This is a genomic window from Anaerolineales bacterium, assembly GCA_037382465.1.
Classification (GTDB): Bacteria; Chloroflexota; Anaerolineae; order Anaerolineales; family E44-bin32; genus WVZH01.
Map to the genome: position 1 here is coordinate 13,711 of JARRPX010000009.1, position 17,519 is coordinate 31,229.

Annotated in this window: 12 protein-coding genes; 4 read left to right on the top strand and 8 right to left on the bottom strand. The window is 55.6% G+C overall.

Translation table 11 applies throughout. The annotated features are described in order from the left end of the window. Positions 1–93 precede the first annotated feature (93 nt). Complete coding sequence (locus P8Z34_04010; protein ID MEJ2549829.1) at positions 94–1,293, bottom strand: hypothetical protein; 1,200 nt, start codon at positions 1,291–1,293, stop codon at positions 94–96. Positions 1,294–1,814: 521 nt separating this feature from the next. Between P8Z34_04010 and P8Z34_04015 the strand changes: the two genes are divergently transcribed. Continuing rightward, complete coding sequence (locus P8Z34_04015) at positions 1,815–2,141, top strand: CarD family transcriptional regulator (protein MEJ2549830.1); 327 nt, start codon at positions 1,815–1,817, stop codon at positions 2,139–2,141. Positions 2,142–2,228: 87 nt separating this feature from the next. Here P8Z34_04015 and P8Z34_04020 read toward each other — a convergent pair whose 3' ends face one another. The 5 genes from P8Z34_04020 to P8Z34_04040 all read right to left on the bottom strand — a co-directional run bounded on the left by P8Z34_04020 (position 2,229) and on the right by P8Z34_04040 (position 6,561). Then, positions 2,229–3,005: an aldo/keto reductase gene (locus tag P8Z34_04020; GenBank protein ID MEJ2549831.1), complete on the bottom strand. Its 777-nt coding sequence runs from the start codon at positions 3,003–3,005 to the stop codon at positions 2,229–2,231. A 176-nt stretch (positions 3,006–3,181) separates the two neighbouring features. After that, entirely contained in the window at positions 3,182–4,843 is a 1,662-nt protein-coding gene (locus P8Z34_04025; GenBank protein ID MEJ2549832.1) for a molybdopterin-dependent oxidoreductase, read from the bottom strand. 1 nt (position 4,844) lies between these two features. Further along, a complete protein-coding gene (locus P8Z34_04030; GenBank protein ID MEJ2549833.1) occupies positions 4,845–5,042 on the bottom strand; it encodes a hypothetical protein in 198 nt (65 codons plus the stop codon). 347 nt (positions 5,043–5,389) lie between these two features. Continuing rightward, positions 5,390–5,851: a flavodoxin family protein gene (locus tag P8Z34_04035; GenBank protein MEJ2549834.1), complete on the bottom strand. Its 462-nt coding sequence runs from the start codon at positions 5,849–5,851 to the stop codon at positions 5,390–5,392. Between the two features lie 86 nt (positions 5,852–5,937). Beyond that, the gene (locus P8Z34_04040; protein MEJ2549835.1) at positions 5,938–6,561 is read right to left on the bottom strand and encodes a TetR/AcrR family transcriptional regulator; all 624 of its coding nucleotides are present in this window, start codon (positions 6,559–6,561) and stop codon (positions 5,938–5,940) included. 242 nt (positions 6,562–6,803) lie between these two features. On the opposite strand from P8Z34_04040, the gene P8Z34_04045 reads away from it, so the two are divergent. After that, positions 6,804–9,494, top strand: coding sequence for a glycoside hydrolase family 9 protein (locus P8Z34_04045; GenBank protein MEJ2549836.1), 2,691 nt, complete (start codon positions 6,804–6,806; stop codon positions 9,492–9,494). A 343-nt stretch (positions 9,495–9,837) separates the two neighbouring features. Here the strand turns inward: P8Z34_04045 and mgtA are convergent, their stop codons facing one another. Further along, positions 9,838–12,366 (bottom strand): magnesium-translocating P-type ATPase, encoded by a 2,529-nt coding sequence (mgtA, locus tag P8Z34_04050; GenBank protein MEJ2549837.1) that lies wholly within the window; start codon positions 12,364–12,366, stop codon positions 9,838–9,840. Positions 12,367–13,016: 650 nt separating this feature from the next. On the opposite strand from mgtA, the gene P8Z34_04055 reads away from it, so the two are divergent. Then, the gene (locus tag P8Z34_04055; GenBank protein ID MEJ2549838.1) at positions 13,017–13,259 is read left to right on the top strand and encodes a GlsB/YeaQ/YmgE family stress response membrane protein; all 243 of its coding nucleotides are present in this window, start codon (positions 13,017–13,019) and stop codon (positions 13,257–13,259) included. Between the two features lie 358 nt (positions 13,260–13,617). After that, positions 13,618–15,471 (top strand): ASKHA domain-containing protein, encoded by a 1,854-nt coding sequence (locus P8Z34_04060; protein ID MEJ2549839.1) that lies wholly within the window; start codon positions 13,618–13,620, stop codon positions 15,469–15,471. A gap of 172 nt (positions 15,472–15,643) precedes the next feature. Here P8Z34_04060 and P8Z34_04065 read toward each other — a convergent pair whose 3' ends face one another. Further along, positions 15,644–16,936 (bottom strand): ABC transporter substrate-binding protein, encoded by a 1,293-nt coding sequence (locus tag P8Z34_04065; protein ID MEJ2549840.1) that lies wholly within the window; start codon positions 16,934–16,936, stop codon positions 15,644–15,646. Positions 16,937–17,519 lie beyond the last annotated feature (583 nt).

Consider the following 17,519-nt stretch of genomic DNA (forward strand, 5'->3'; position numbering starts at 1 on the left):
AGATCTCATCATCCGCCCTGCCCTCGGCCGGGCCAGTGCTTCGGGAGCGTTCCGATTCCTGACTGATCTGTCAGGTCTCCTCCTACGACTCCATTAGAACCAGTCTATTACGCCCGGACGTTGGCGATGGACTTCGGCGATCAAATCAGCAAGGTGGTGTTGTGCGTGACGCAGCGAATACACGACGCGGCCGAGAACAGTAGGACCGGTCCAGGGAAACTGTTCTTCCTCCGCGGTCAGGTCGGCCTTCGCCAGGAAGTTCGCCGTACGCTTCTCGACCTTGTCGATAAATCGCTGCATGTCTTCGCGGGCGGGCAGCCTGGACGAATCACGCTCTTGCCAGTTGATCTGCATCAGCGCGTCATCCAATCGATCGCCCGGTTCGAGGGCGCCGTAGAAACCGATCGACTGCAGGATGTGCAGCGCCAAACCGGCCGGCCGCCGATAGCGCGTATCCGCTTGTGACCATTCTGCTTCGGTGATATTTTCGATGGCCATGCGCAGCATCGAAAACAGGCGCATGTATTGATCGGCCAGCGCATCGGCGAGGGGACCGGATTCGATCGCCGTCCACCAAAATGCAGGCGCGTAGAGACTCTTATATTCCGGGAGATCGTGCAGGCTTTCCAGGTCGCTGTCCTGACGCGACCAGGATCGCAAACTAGGCCGCAGCTCCAAGCTCCGCTTCAATTCCTCGAGTGCGCCGGAGCGATCCCCGGCGAGCGCCAGGCTGCAGGCTGCATTGTAGTGCACCCCACCCTGCCATTCCGCGCCGTCATCGAGCGGCGAGACCAAATCTGCCCACTCACTCCAGAGCCGGCTGGTCGTCTCTTGCTGCCCTCGATCGGTATAGAATTCGGCATAGTGCGCGAGCTTGTGAGTATAGGCGGATCCCACGAGCGCTTCCCACACTTTGCGATCATCCGATTCCTCGGCTGGACCGGTGAGGTTTTCGTCGCTCAACCCGCTCACCAGCGAAACGAGATTCTCGTGGGTTTGCTGCGCAAATGCTTCGATTTCTTCCCAGGTGTGTTTGGCGAACTCTGCGTATGCCTGCGCGTTGGCTTGTTCGTAATGCGGAATGGGTTCCAATTCCTGACCCTCGATCCAGGATGCAGCCCGCCTGGTGCGCACGTCTTGCCAATAATTGGCATGCGCGATGGCGTCTTTCGCCGACCACTTCTCGAAACTTCCTTCGAGCGACCGATCGGCTTCCGTCTGATTCCCCATGAATTCCATTTCCACCGCACGACCTTTCTCGACGATTTGCAGAACACGATCCTTGATGTCCATCATTCCTCCTTCATCCGGTCATCGATTGACATTTTTCCATCCCACGCCGCGAACTGCGCTCGTGAGCGAGCGATCTCAAGCCTTATCTTACACGTATATGACCTTGTTTATGAAAGCAAATTATATCCAGCGATCGGTCATCCGTTCACAATGCATGGGGAGTTTGAAGCGTGCCGAGAACGGGCGGATACAACGGCACCCGAATCGGCAATCGAGTCTGTGAACACCCTACACGCCTTCTTTACAGGAATTGGTACCATTTATGCCTTGAATCCCTCCGGGGGGTAAATGGTAAAATGTTAATGTCTATCGCCACTGCTGAATCGTGCGAAGGCATCTAGCTACGTAACGTTCCCGTTGAAACGACGTTCGATATGCGTGGCGGCGGCAAATAATGCCGGATGTTGTAATTCATGCCGTCTACACCATGAATTACAGACCTCTCCCCGTTCACATTCCATCGTTTCGGAACCTCCGGCCTATCGAACCCGCTGCATCCATACCGGAAAGGGTTTATATACATGGCAGCAAGAAATAAGAAAAAAGATTTTGAAGTTGGCAATTGGATCGTCCATCCCATCTACGGCGTCGGCCAAATTAGCAGGATCGAAGAAAAATGCGTCAACGAAACGACTTGCGCGTATTTTCGAGTCGAAGCGGACGAGACCACATACTGGATTCCTGTCGACTGCGTCGAAGACAGCCGCGTGCGGAAAGTCATCAGCCGCAGCGCCTTTCGCCGGGCGGAAGCCACCCAGAAGATGACCAACCTCTTGAATCAAAATCAAGCCCAGGCTTCCACAGAAGATGCGCTGGATCCTATTGGAAAAAGCGTGGAGCTGGCTTAAGTGCAAATCGGGGGGACGAGTCAAAATCGAATCGCACGTCTTTCCTCCATCAAGGGTGAAAGATGCAGATAAGTCGGCGAAGATGGATCAATGCCCCATCTCGTCGATTTTTATCTTCTCCTCCGGGGAGAGTGCGAACCCAAATACATCCAAATTTTGCTGCTGATGCTGCGGATTGGAAGATTTCGGGATCGTGATCACGAGATCCTGCTCTACCAACCAGCGCAGGGCAACCTGAGCCGCCGAGACTCCGTGCCGCGCCGCGATCTCTTGCAGCAACTCGGACCGCAGCGCCCTGCCTTTGGCGATGGGACTGTACGCCGTAACCAGGATTTTTTCACGCTGGCAGAACGCCACCATCTCGTCCTGTGGATGCAGCGGATGATAGTTGATCTGATGGCTGAAGATCGGTGCATCGGAATGCTGCATCGCCTGGCGCAGTTGGTCGAGGCTGAAATTGCTCACTCCTACATGGTGGATCTTGCCACCTGCCGTCAAGTCGTTCAGGGCGCGCATCGACACTTCTATGGGCACCTGCGGATTGGGCGCATGAATGAGGTAGAGATCGAGCCACTCGATGCCCAATTTCTGCAGACTACGTTGGCAAGCTTCGATCAAATCTTCGTAACGCAGATGAGTCGACCACACCTTGCTGGTCAGAAAAAGCTCATCACGGGCGACGTCTGATTCCGAGATCGCCGCGCCGATTTCCGTTTCATTCCGGTAAAATTCGGCCGTATCGACATGCCGGTAGCCGATCTCCAGAGCATGTTTCACCGCACGGATACATTCGCTGCCGCGCAGATCCCAGGTTCCCAAACCGATCTTGGGGACGCGTTCACCCTGGAATTCAATGTATTCCATGACACCTCTCGATGTATTGATTCACGTATAAACCGTCTGACTCTGAAATCGTTTTGGGGCTCCGGTCGTTTTCGAACGCCCGCAGCGTGAAATCACCGCCGGGAAGACGCCTTCTTTCCAGGATACGACAGTCCAGCTCTTCGCGGCGCTTTAAAAAACGCTGCGCTGCTCCGGGATTACACGCTGACTTCGACGTTGTGCAGCCCCGTGGCCCCGGACGGATGCGGTGGATGACTCTCGGTGATCTGCATCTCGCCCGCACCGTCGTAGCAGCGCACGGTAAACGTGTGATCCCCGGCTTCGAACGGCCATTCAAAACGCCACAAGACCCAGGTCAGTTCCGAAAGTGGTGTACGCAGTTGAGCCTCCTGCCAATCCCCATCGTCGACCTGAACTTCGACTTTCGAGATGCCGCGCGCCCCGGCGCGTGCGATCCCACCAACGGGGATATAGTCCTGGCCACCGCGCTGGATGACTTCATCGACACCGACCACATCGATGACCGAGGTGGCTTTCATCTGGGCGATGCGATCCCAACCTCTTTCGACCCAATATCCGGGTTGATCCACGGCGCTCAGATCGAAGTTCGTTATCCACTTGGGCTGCTTCATGCCGTAGCGGTCGGGGATGTAAATACGCAGCGGGTAGCCGTGTTCGGGCAGCAGCGGTTTTCCGTCCCAGAGATAGGTAAGCATGATCCGTTCGTCTGAACGAATCAGATCCAGGGGAACGCTTTCGTAAAAACCGTCCGCGGATTCGATGTTGAGGTGCCTCGCCGAAACCAACGGTTCCACCTCGTCCAGAATTCTCTGCAGGGAAACGCCGGTCCAACGCGTGGTGCTGACCAGGTCTCCGGCGATGTTGTTGGAGATGCACGCCAGGGTGACGAACAGATGCATGGGTTCGCCATAGCGCTGCTGGTAGAAATCGTTGAGGTTCAGTGTAATCGGATTGCTGACCAGACCCTGAATGGGCAGATGCCAGGTTGCGCCGTCGATCTCCGGTGGAGTGAGGTTGATGTCGATTCGATAATGATCCTCGAGCGGCGTGTATTCCGGCCGCGTGCCCGGCACCGGCTCGACCGCACCGGGTCTTTCGGGCAACGTAACCGTCTGCGGCTCAGGTACTTGCAGATCGATGCCCCCCTCTCCCGCGCCGCCCGCAGCAACTTGCTGCGGCTCTTGCTTGATGAGCGAACCAAGGCCGGCGCCGATCACGGTGATGACGGCCGAGGCGCCGCCCAGCATGACCAGGAACTTCCGTCGATCGATCTGCTGCATCTCAAAACTGGCCACAGACGCCTCACCCGCAACCACCTCGGGAGCCTCTTCCCGCACCAGCTTTTGATAGGACCACTGCATGGCGACTCCCCAAAGGATGAACACCAGCAAAACCCAGATGGCGCTGATTTCCGGAGATGCGGAGTACTTTCCAACCTGGAAACTGATCAACAGAAAAACGATCCCCGCCACGACACCCAGGACCATACCGACGAGGTAGTTCTTGCGAATTGCCGCCCAACGTCTCAAGACGAAATAGAATACCGCACACATGACGATGCCGATGACCGTGAATTGTCCCAGCGCCATCAGAATCTCCGCAGGCTTGGAGGCTTCTCGTACGCTGAGACTGAAGAAGGTCAATATTTTCACCATCGTGTCTATACCGAAAACCACGAGATCACCAGGTAGAATCCTGGATAGCCATTCGAAAAGATCGAAGGGCACGTATGGCAAGCCCACCACTTGATTGGCCAGGTAAAACAGGCTTATGAGGGGAACCGTAAACAACAACCCGACCAACGCTCCATGCAGAAGATTCGGTTGATTTTTCCTCATCTCACTCCTCATCATTCTTCGTGCCGCGACTGAACCATAGCACGACCAAACCAGCGAAGAAGAGGACACCGCCAATCCACGCCCAAAGTGGATCGCCGGTCATGAAGCTTCCTGGCAGCACGCCGATGCCTTGAAAGAACCAGATCCCACCGACCGCCACCATCAACACGGCGATGAACACTACCGGCCAACGCTTCATTATTCTCCTCCATTATTGAATTACCGGTGATAACTTCCTTCGGACAAACCCCGCACGGGAATCTATTTATATAGCATACACCAAATTTTGTGAATTTCCATCCAAATTATAGAAGATCGACAGTTATTGACCTCGTCCCCCAGAGGCAGGTCACTGTGCAAAACTTCCGCCTGCGCGATTTCGCGTCGATAGTGGACGTACTTACTGGATAATTATCCATACAAATACGCCGGTCCATCCGGCGGCCCGAGCGGACTCCCGCATCCGATTCCGAATACCCTACGGTGCGACCCAGCCGGCCTCCCGGCTGGGTGTGCGTGAACTGATTGCAGGTCGTCCTGTTGTGCTTAAGCCCGAGGCAGTTGCTTCAGAATTGCGTGCGCCCAAACAGCGGCTCGTTCGATTTCACCATCGAAAAGTGGTCCCTCCCGTCCGGCCACGATGAACGTCTCCGGTCGAACGGCGCGCTTTCCCCCAAGTTTGCGCAGTTTTTGATCCAACCGCTTGGCCGCCGTAAAGCGTGCCATGAACGTCGACATTTGATAGGAGGTGTCGAATGCCGCAACGAATTTGCCGCGAAGGATCTTCTTGGGCAGGCGTTCGAACACCGGCCGTACTTCCTTTGGCAGATTCATTTTGTGAGTCGGGCTGCCCATCACGACGAGATCGCATTTCTCGAGATCGGTTTTTTCCAACCGGTCGGATGGAAGCAAACGAACGCCGCCGGCGGATTCGAAGGTTTTCGCGATCGCCTCGGCGATCTTTTGGGTGTTGCCGAATTTAGAGAAGTAGACTACGAGTGTGTTCACCAGACATGATCCTTTCCAGTAAATGAGCGGGTTTCCCCCCACACAGCAATCAAGGTTTACGACGAGTCTCGTGGAGGTGGAAATGTTCAAGCCGATCGATGCGCCTCTGGCTGTTTCCTGAGCCCGCGTACAGCGAAATCGGCCACCAGCTGCGTATCGAGCCAGGGCTTCCCTTCCGGACCGACATGAGCAGCAACTCCCAGATAGATGAGCATTATCAATGTAGACATGCTGGTTGGATCCAGCCGGATAAAAATCTCTTGAGCCAGACCCAGCGCAAGGATGTCGCGGCCGACGAGTTCGAACATAGGCAGATAGGCCTGATACATTGCGTCTTTGAAACCTATATCCGGGCCGTAGAGGTTGTTTACGATCGCCCGCCCCCGGGCAAGATGAGCCGAGACAAATTCAAAGCCGGCGATGAAAAAGATCTCCAGCCGTCGGTCAGCCATCTCCGCCTGCAGCACTCGCTCGTTGAGGTAAGCCAGGTGAAGCGCGGCGGTGTCCTCTATCAAGGCATGCATGAGCGCGCGCTTGCTTTCGAAATAGTTGTAAATTGTACCCTTGGCGTAGCCTGCCGCCGTGGAAATGCGGTTGATGTTCGCCCCGTTGTACCCTTCGCGGGCGAACTCCAACGCCGCCGCCTCCAACAACGCCCTTCGGGTCTCCCCTTTGAGTTGATTCCGATCTTCTTCCTTGAAGCGCGGCATGATTCTTATCCTTTTCATAAATATGGGTGACTACCCACCCATATTAGTCCACAACCGCTCTTCTGTCAAGACGAAAATCCGGGAGATGAGCGGCAAAATGAGATGCGAAGCATGATGAACCGTCGAAAGCAAAAAAAGAACGCTTCTGCTTCGCTTTCATACTATAATATGCAGAGCCTGCCGGCTTTCCGAGGGCATCCTTCTTGTCGGCTGCAGACCAAATCCCACGAGGTAGATGGAAAATGAATGAAACTTCATGGTTAACCACGATCGTCACGGTTATCGTTCTCGCCGTCATCGCGCTCGCAGCGCCGGCAAACGTCGCCGCACAGAATTTCGATGGCCCCGTTCCCCCCGAAATCCAGGGAGAATTGATATACATCCCCTTCCCCGTCGAGATCACGGTGGACGGCGATCTGTCGGATTGGGAAGGTTTACCCTCGAGCTACGTGGACTACGGCCAGACGCTCTCTTCCGACCCCGCAGAGAACGGTTCCTTCACCTTCTCGGTGGCAGCGGACGCGCAAAATTTCTACATCACCATGCAGATGCCCGACAAAAACATCATCGCCGGGAAACACGGAACGAACTTCTGGAACGAAGACTCTATGGAGTTTTACATCAACGCCTCCGACGATCTCAACGCCACGGCTTACTGGCCGAAGATCTTTCAGATCAACATCAACGCCGCGGACATCGGCAACACCGACCCGGATGCGCTGACGATCACCGGGATGAAAAGCTCAGATGCCAATGTGCGCGGGTTCGTATTCGAAACAGAAGACGGTTGGGGTTTTGAAGCAGCCGTCTCGCTCGAAGGTTTGTTGGAACCCGCCCACGGCGTCGAAATCGGCTTTCAGGCACAGATCAACGGCGCTTCCGCGCTGGACCGCAACGTCAAACTGATCTGGTCGAAAGCAGACACCGCCGATCAATCCTGGCAGTACCCCTATCTCTTCGGGCGGGCGATCTTCTTCGAGCTCGGCCGGGAGGACATACCACAACCCAGCGCAGTCGAAGTCCAGCCGACGGCAGCGCCGACACCCACGGCAGTCCCCATTCCGGCGCAGGTGAGTGTCAATCAGACGGGCTATTTCCCCGAGGGTGAAAAAAACGCATCCGTCGCAAACGATTCGACGGATGCCCTGGACTGGAGCTTGCGAGACAGCAGCGGAGAGGTCGTGCTGAGCGGTAAGACCACCGTTCTTGGTGAAGACGCCACCTCGGGCGACTTCTTGCACCAAATTGACTTCTCGGAGTACAACACGCCCGGAAGCGGCTATCAGCTTCTAGCAGGCGGCCTGGAAAGCGTCTCCTTTGCGATCGCCAAGGACATCTACAGCCAACTCAAACTCGACGCCCTTGCTTACTTCTATCACAATCGCAGCGGCACTCCCATCGTTGTGCAATACGTGGGTGCGAATTGGGCTCGCCCTGCCGGCCACATCACGGACGACAACGTGACGTGCTACAAAGGCGACGATCCCGATGGCAACTCATGGCCCGGCTGTGATTATTCCCTGGACGTAGCGGGCGGCTGGTACGACGCCGGAGATTTCGGCAAGTACGTGGTCAACGGCGGCATTTCCGCATGGACTTTAATGAACCTCTACGAACGCTTCCCGGAAGTCTATGGGGACGGCACGCTTCGTATCCCGGAGCAGAGTAACGGCGTTCCCGACCTGCTGGACGAAGCGCGCTGGGAAATGGAGTTCCTTCTTTCCATGCAGGTCCCGCAAGGACAGCCGAAAGCCGGCATGGTCCATCACAAGATACACGACCGCACCTGGGAACCCATGCCCATGGTGCCGCCAATGGAAGTGGACAACGACAACGAGCATGAGATCGCCGGACAAGGCCGCTACCTCTACCCGCCTTCTACTGCCGCCACGCTCAATCTGGCAGCGACCGCAGCGCAGTGCGCCCGCATCTGGGATGAAATCGACCCGGACTTTGCAGCGACGTGTCTTACTGCCGCGCAAACGGCCTGGGAGGCCGCACTCGCCAACCCGAACATCTACGCCGGCAACACCCCCGGTGATGGCGGCGGCAACTATGAGGACGGCAACGTGGCCGATGAGTTCTACTGGGCCGCCGCCGAACTGTACGTCACGACCGGCGATGAGACGTATCTCAACTACCTGCTTGAGTCGGATCGTTTCGGCGAAGTGGGCCAGTTCGATTGGGGCAGCACCTCTTCCCTGGGCACGATTACGCTGGTCTCGACGGAAAACGACCTCCCGCAGGAACAGGCGGCAAAACTAAAGGCGAACGTCCTCGACTTCGCAGATGAGATGCTCACCATTCAGGAAAATGACGGATATTCCGTACTCATCGATGGAGAATATCCCTGGGGTTCCAACGGCTTGATCCTCAACAACACGATCCTGATGGCCTTGGCGCACGATCTCAGCGGGGAAGGCAAATATCTGGATTCTGTACGCTTGAGCATGGATTACATATTGGGTCACAATCCACTCTACAAGAGCTACGTCTCCGGCTACGGAACGTATCCCATGCAGCACCCGCATCACCGCTTCTGGGCTAACGATCCCGCAAACGGCTATCCACCGCCTCCACCCGGTGCGCTTGCCGGCGGTGCAAACGCCACGGCCAACGACCCGGCAGCGTTGAACGCCAATCTCTCCGCTTACGCGCCGTCCAAACGCTACGTGGACGAAATTGGCTCATACTCGACCAACGAGGTGACGATCAACTGGAACGCGCCGCTGGCATGGGTGGCGACCTACCTCGATCAGAAGAGCGGCGTAGATGCTGCAAAGATTGAAACATTCCAACCGGAAGCTGCAGAAACCGAATCCGCCTCACCGCAACAGACAGCCTTCCCGTATTGGATCCTGATCGCCGCCGCTGCGATCGTCGCGCTGGTGGTGGCCGTCTGGGCGATCTGGCTCAGACGGAAAGCTGCGTAATACTCCGATTGATCGAAACTTGACTTTTTTGATCATCGCAGCGTAAACACCGGCTCCCGGGACAGGGCTGATTCTCCCCGGGAGCCGATATGTTTAATTTACTCCCGCAATGACGCCTCGACCAACTTCAACCGATGAAACGCAGCCGGATATCCATCCGGAGCGGATTTCCTGTCACTGAAAGGAGATGCAGCCCCTGGCAAAGAACAGAATCGCCGCTGCGACCACATCGATCAGAGGCAGCCTGGTCGACATCCCGCATTTGCGAGAGATTAGGTGCCCGACTTCTTCCGGGTAAGACAACATCATCCACATTCAGAATTCACCTTTCCATGCGTCTGTATCAAGACGATGTCGCCCATCGGTAAAACATCCGCTTCGTTGCTTCCGTTCCCACGAGATACAGCAGCGTAATAACGAGTAAACCAAGGATGAGGTTGATTGGAAGTGGGGTCAAACCAAAGATGGAGGCAAAAGGCAGATACGGCAACGCGATCGTAACTACGGCGACGAGCGCAGTGGACGCCAGCAGCATCTTGCCGATTCGGCTTCGGAAGAACGGCCTCTGCGTCCTGATCACCAGCATTACCAGCAGTTCGGTCATCACCGATTCAATGAACCATCCGGTACGGAATTCATCGACCGTCGTATTAAAAACCAAAAGCAGCAGGCCAAAAGTGAGATAATCGAAGATCGAACTCACGGTTCCAAAGGTGAACATGAAATTACGGATGTGCCGGATATTCCAGCGTCGCGGCCTTTCGACCATTTCTTTATCGACAAGATCACTGGCGATGGTGATCGCAGGAAAATCGGTAAGGAAGTTGGTCAGCAGAATCTGCACCGGCAGCATCGGCAGGAACGGCAGGAATAGCGTTGCGCTGGCCATACTGAACATGTTACCGAAATTAGCGCTGGTGGTAACGTAGACGTACTTCAAGGTATTGGCAAATGTGCGCCTTCCCAGCCGAATCCCACGCTCCGATACATCCAGGCCTTTCTCGAGCAGCACGAAATCGGCCGCTTCTTTCGCTACGTCCACCGCCTGGTCCACAGAGATGCCAACGTCCGCGGCGCGGAGCGAGGGGGCATCATTAATGCCGTCCCCCATGTACCCGACCACGCGCCCCTTCTTGCGCAGCGCCAGGATGATGCGCTCTTTTTGATTGGGATCCACCTCCACGAACAAATTCACCGTTTCAACCCGATGCCACAAAGCCTCGTCAGGCAGCCGGTTGAGCTCACTCCCCGTAAGTACGCCCATTATCTTCAGGCCAATCATCTCCGCGGTGTGCAGCGCCACCTGACGGTTATCCCCGGTGATGATTTTCAATTCGACGCCGCTGGCCGCAAGATCTCGGATCGTTTGTTGTACTTCGGGTTTGGGTGGATCGAAGAACAGTAAATAACCGACGAAGGTCATTCCTGTCTCATCCTGATGTGTGAAATTCTTCAGCTCCTGAAGCTCCCGCACGGCGACACCCAATACTCGGAATCCCTGATTGCTCCACTCCTGAAAACGGCTGCGGATCATCTCTGCACACTCATCATTCAACGGCCGCTCCGCACCGTCACGCACCTGCGAACATACCGCCAGCACGTTTTCGAGAGCACCCTTGGTGATCATACGCCATACACCATTCTCTTCGACGACCACGCTGAGTCTTTTACGCACGAAATCGTAAGGGATCTCGTCGATTTTTTTAACTCCCTCGAGCTCGGTCTTCCGCAGGGCAATGATTGCCGCATCGAGTGGATCGCTTAAGCCCGTTTGCAGACTTGCGTTGATGTGGGCGTAGTCCAGTACCGACTGTGACGGTTGTCCTTGTACGTCGATCGCACTGTCTAATTTGACTACACCTTGTGTGAGCGTGCCCGTTTTATCCGTACAGAGCACATCCATGCTGCCCAGATTTTCGATGGCGTTCAGCCGCCGCACGATAACCCCTTGCTTGGCCATCTCTTGCGAACCTTTGGACAACGTCACACTGATGATGGCGGGCAGAAGTTCGGGCGTAATACCCACTGCAAGCGCAACGGAGAAAAGCAATGAATCCAGGACTGGCTTCTGAAAGGAGACGTTGACGGCGAACACAATTACAACCAGCACAAGCATCATGCGGCTGAGTAGATTCCCAAAGCGCCGGACACCCATTTCGAATTCCGTCTCCGGTGGACGAACGGTCAACCGCTTGGCGACCTGTCCAAACGCAGTGTGGACCCCGGTGTGGACGATCAGGGCCAACGCGCTTCCGCTGCGAACGTTGGTGCCCATGAAAACGCTGTTCGTACGCTGCGCAACAGTGGCCTCCACGGCCACGCTGCCAGGACGTTTCTCCACCGCAAAAGTCTCACCCGTGAGAATGGCTTGGTTAACATAGAAATCCTTCGCCTCGAGCAGGATCCCATCGGCGGGGACCAGGCTGCCGGCGCTGAGACGCACAACGTCTCCCGGGACGACCTCTTCGGCAGGAATCTCCGTTTCGACTTCATCGCGCAGCACAAGGCTTTTCGCTCGCACTCGCGCCCGCAGTTTCTCTACCGCGACTCCGGCGTTGTATTCCTGGACGAAAGTCAAAACCGCACTACTGAGTACGATCGCCAGTATGATCAACGCATCCGCCCAGTCTTTCGTCAGCATGGAAACCAGCGTTGCAAAGATCAAGATCAAGACCAGAGGATTCCTGAATTGATTCAGAAACAACCACAATCCCGTTACCCGTTTCTTTACTTCCAGGGTGTTATGCCCGACAGATTCAAGCAACTCCATAGCACGATCGGAACGCAAACCTCGCGGCGTGCTGCCTAGAGCCGCCATGAGTTCGTCTGGAGTTCGATGCCAATATTCCGTTATGATTTGTCTTTCATTCATACATACTCACCGCCTCCCTCACGAACTGCGAAAAAGAATCCGTCGTTCCTTCTGGTTATATGTACATTATTTACGAACGAGGGCAAAGACTACAATAGATTCTATTAGAAAATCCTGAATCGAGTGCGGCATCGTTTGCGGTCGTAAGTATTTAATACAAAGGGATGCACCATCCGAGGTTGCCAAGAGAAAGCGTTTTGAGATTCTCCTCCCGTTGCCAAGCCTTTGCCGGCGGTCTCGATCCAACCCATATCGATGATCATCTTATCTCACAGTCACCGGGAACAGGAGAGTGCCTTATCCCGATTTCTCCCGGAGTTACGATGATTCCATTCCCGGGTAGAAAATACCCTTCAGTCAACGCCATCCAGGTTTGCTATAATTTCTATTGAAACGCTAATGATATACACAGCTAGGAAGCATGGGTGTCTTTTTCCAATGAAGATTAACTGCGCCAATACGAGATCGTTGCTGCATAGGTTGACTCTTCAGACGCCAAGATCCGTGAAAAAACGCAAATTGCGGATGACGAATACGGGGCAGTATCTTCGTCTTTGGTAATCGTAGGATCATGATCACCAGGCAGCACATGATGGAAGGAACCACACGAACCGAGTGGAATTTATATCCACATCAGAGAGGATGAGTAGATGAATATCTTAATCTGGATCGTCAGCGGGATTATCGCGGGTTGGCTCACCGGTTTGATCATGAAAGGGAAAGGATACGGTCTCCTGGGCGATCTCGTAATTGGTGTACTGGGTGGTATTCTTGGAGGCTGGATCTTCGGCCTCATCGGTCTTTCCAGCACAAACTGGTTAGGGAACATCGGTGTGGCCGTCGCCGGCGGTGTCATCCTGGTCATCATCCTGCGAACCCTTCGCCGCGCTTAAACTGACCAACGCCAACTAAAAACGGGATATTTACGATCCGAGTAAGTGGATCCGGTGGGTCTGTCATGCAAATCCAGATGCGAGTCGGCAGATTGGATTATCGCATGCATAGAAGGAAAGACTGGATTCAATACATACTGATATTTTTTGCTCGAACGCACCAGATTCGAGGAAGAGCGGCAATTGCCGTATATCGAAATTCTTGAGATTTGAATCGCCAGGCTGTGTAATCCCGAAGTACACACTTTTCTCTCCGGCCATCTCCCTCACTCGGGAAAACATAACAACTGAGAGGCTGGCCCCTGATGGATATTCGTCCCTTTTTCGTCGGCCGCAAACAACCTATAATGTTGAAGGTATGAGTCACTTTGTCCATTTCGAACCGTTAGGGCGTAGAGGGGAAGTACCTGAAGGCGAGAATTTGCTCGAGATTGCCCGCGCCTTGGGGGTCGAGCTGGAAAGCCTGTGCGGCGGCACAGGCACCTGTGGACGCTGCCGCATTCAAATCCTGAGTGGCGAAGTGTCCCAACCCACCGCAAGCGAGATGGAGTTCCTCACCCCTGAGGACATAGCTCAAGGCTACCGTATGGCGTGCTGCACCACTGTAACAAGCGACTGCAAGGTGAGTGTTCCGCCAGAATCCCTGTCTTCCCCGCAGCGCACGCAGGTCGAGGGCGAGGAACTGCCCATTGAACCGGACCCCATCGTCCGGGCCTATCCGGTCTCTCTTCCCCAGCCGACCCTTGAAGATCTCGAAGCGGACGCCGGGAGACTCATCGACGCACTCGAGCGGCAACACGGCTTGCAGGCCACCTCGATCGACATCGATGTCTTGCGGCGAATTTCTCCCGATTTGCGGGAACACCTCGATCCCGGCAGCGGGACCTGGCGCATACAGGCCGTCGTTCGAGGGCGCGAAATCATCGGATTCCTTGCCCCGGATCTGCCGTCCTTGGGTTTGGCCGTCGACCTGGGTACGACAAAGATTGCCCTTTACTTACTCGACCTCAACACGGGACAAACCCTCGCGGCCCAGGGCCTGATGAACCCCCAGATCGCCTACGGGGAAGACATCATCGCTCGCATCTCCTACATCGAGAGAAATCCGTCTCACCCCACAACCCTGCGGGACTTGGTGGTGACGGGGATCAACAAAGCGGTTGGCGAAATGTGCACTCAGATCGACGCCGAGCCGTTCCATATCTCCGACACGGTGATTGTCGGCAACACGGCGATGCATCACGTCTTTCTGAACCTGCCCCTGAAACAACTCGCTCGAGCCCCGTACATCCCCGCCGTGTCCTCGGCGTTGGACGTGAAGGCTCGCGACCTGGGCCTCGAGTTCATGCCCGGCAGCTGCGTCCACTTGCCGGCCAACATCGCCGGCTTCGTCGGCGCGGACCACGTCGCCATGCTCCTGGCAGTGAAGATCGAACACCGGCCCGGAACGACCCTGGCAATCGACATCGGGACGAACACGGAAATTTGTCTGCGGCATGATGGGGGGTTAATCAGCGCATCCTGCGCATCCGGCCCGGCATTCGAAGGCGCCCACATCAAACACGGCATGCGCGCCGCGAACGGCGCCATCGAACACTTGAGGCTTGTCGACGACACCATCGAGTATCAGACCATCGGCGGCGCGCCGCCTGTTGGCTTGTGCGGCTCCGGCATCCTCGACACCATGGCGCAGCTCTATCTCTCGGGTGTGCTCGACGAACAAGGCCGCATGCACGACCATCCCCGCGTGCGCACGATTGGCGCCGAGCGCGAGTTCGTGCTCGTTGACGAACGAGAAGTCTCCCAGGGAAGAGACGATACTGATTCCGATCACGCAATCAGCTTCACGCAAAAAGACGTGCGGGAACTCCAACTCGCCAAGGGGGCCATGTCGGCCGGAATCAAACTGCTGCTTAAGACCGCCGGCGTTCGAAAGGATGAAATCGATACGGTGATCGTCGCCGGGGCGTTCGGAACGTACATCGACATCACCAGCGCGATTACGGTCGGCATGCTGCCCGATCTTCCCCTGGATCGTTACCACCAGGTGGGCAACGCCGCCGGCATGGGCGCCAAACTCGCTCTCATCTCCCGGGCCAAACGGGATGAGGCGCGCGAACTCGCCGCACGTATCCGCTATGTCGAGCTCGCCACACACCCCGATTTTCAGAACACCTTCGCGCAATCCATGTTCATCGGTTTGGACGGTTGAACTACAGGCCCGCAGCCCCAATTTTCAGCTAAACGTTCACATCATTTCATGAAAAACAGGCTGCTTAAAGGACGGTCAACTCACCACATCCGTATGCGGAACTGAGCTGCGTTCCTCTAAGCAGGCCTGCGTAACTGAACCAGTCGGTCAAAGGGTCCAGAACCCTTCTTACTTAAACCGGGAACTCCGGCTTTGGATAGACCATCTCCGCGGTCGCCATGTCTTTCGGACCGACGACCTCATACAGACCGTTCTGCCATTGTCCGATCTCCCCCGTATGGCAATCCTTCGACAGCAGACCATTCTCGAACCAGGTAGGGCCCAGAACCGTTTCGAACGTTTCACTCGCCACCACGTCCCGGATCGCAGCCTGATCGAGGGTCCCAGCTTTCTCGATGGCCTGCTTCCAAACCTCGAGACCGGCCCAGTACAACGGGTGACCCCACGGATCCTGGATGTCCTCCGGTTGGTCTGTGTAAAGCTTGTCGGCCAGCGCCTGAGCCGCGTCCGACTGCTTCGGGCTGAAGGATGTGAAGCCGAGAACTCCCTCGGCCATCGGGCCGAAGGATGAATGGAAGAACCCGAAATTGACGCCGGGGCCACCAATCCAGGCCTTGGGATTGAATCCGAGTTCGATCGATGCGCCCATCGCCGGCATGATCTGATCGGGATACGCGAAGCAGCAGAAAACGTCGGCGCCAGAGGCGCCTGCGTCCTCGATCACGGGGGACAGATCCGCCATATCGGCCGGGACGCTCCTGACACCAATGATCTCGATCCCCTTCTTCGGAAATTCGATGCCCGCAACACCGGAATACTCGATGCCATGAAGGTCAGCAATGTAAGCGATGTAGGCCGATGTCGCGCCCTTGTCCTGCAGAAGATCGGCGAGCACCGGTATCTGGTACCAGTCCGAAAAACTGAGTGTAACGAAAACGTAGGGCAAGCTGGGAAGCATTTCCTTGACGCTCGTTGCCCCGCCTTCGGCCGTAATCAACAGATAGCCATGCTTGTTGGCGATCGGAGCCTGAGCGAAGATAAACGATGTCGAGCAGGCCGGCCAGAGGAAGTCGACTTCATCCTCGACAATGAGCTTCTCCGTCAGCCTCGCCATCGTTGCCACGTTACTTTCGTCATCGTAGATCAGGGTTTCGATGGGCAAGCGCTTGTCAAGTTCCTTGACGTACACTCCCCCCTCACCATTGACCTCCTCGACAAATGTCTCATACACTGGTTTGAAGGCCGAATCCCCAATCATGGCCAGTGGACCTGTGAGCGGCCGAGCCATTCCAACAACGATTTTCTCTTTGGATCGCGAGGAGATCTTTCCACAACTTGCTGCCAGCAGTCCTGCACCGGTAACCGCAGCGGTTTTGATAAAGCCGCGCCGCGATATAGCGTGTTTGTCGACTGTTTCGCTTGCCGATTTCTCTGAGCCTGAAATGTTGCCATTTTTTGCACCCATACTTCACTCCTTTACAATTGTAAGAGACGGAATTCTCTTCAAGGTGCTTTGTACATTCCTTCCATTGGTAACAACCTCATGCAAACGCCGAATTCTCGACGGACAGGTTGAGCGCTGTGAACAGCAGCCGAATACCTACCTGTCATTTCCCTGCGGCCAAGCACGCCTTATCCCTGGACTGGATGATCCTAGAGGGCACCTGCAGTTCTACAGACTGCAGCTTTACATGTTTGCCTGGAAAGATCGGCGCCAGAGTGGCTTTCACTCCATCCCGGCGGGCGAAATCGGTCCAGAAAAACACAGTGCCCAGGAATCCGGCGTGACTCCCTCTGCATGATTTGCTCAGACTCGCTGGCTTTTTTTATGATGACCCCTGATCTGGTTGTCATTCTCTCCTTTCTCATCGTCTGATAGGGCGAAGATTCCGGTTTCCTTGCCGGCTTCGAGCATTCCCCGTGCGATACGCCGCGATGGAACGATCGAAGATAACTCCCTACCCAACGATGAAGCCTCATTCTTCCCGACGATTTCAATGAGCTGCTTGCCATAACGCCCGATCTCACCGGGTAAGTTCGTTTAAACA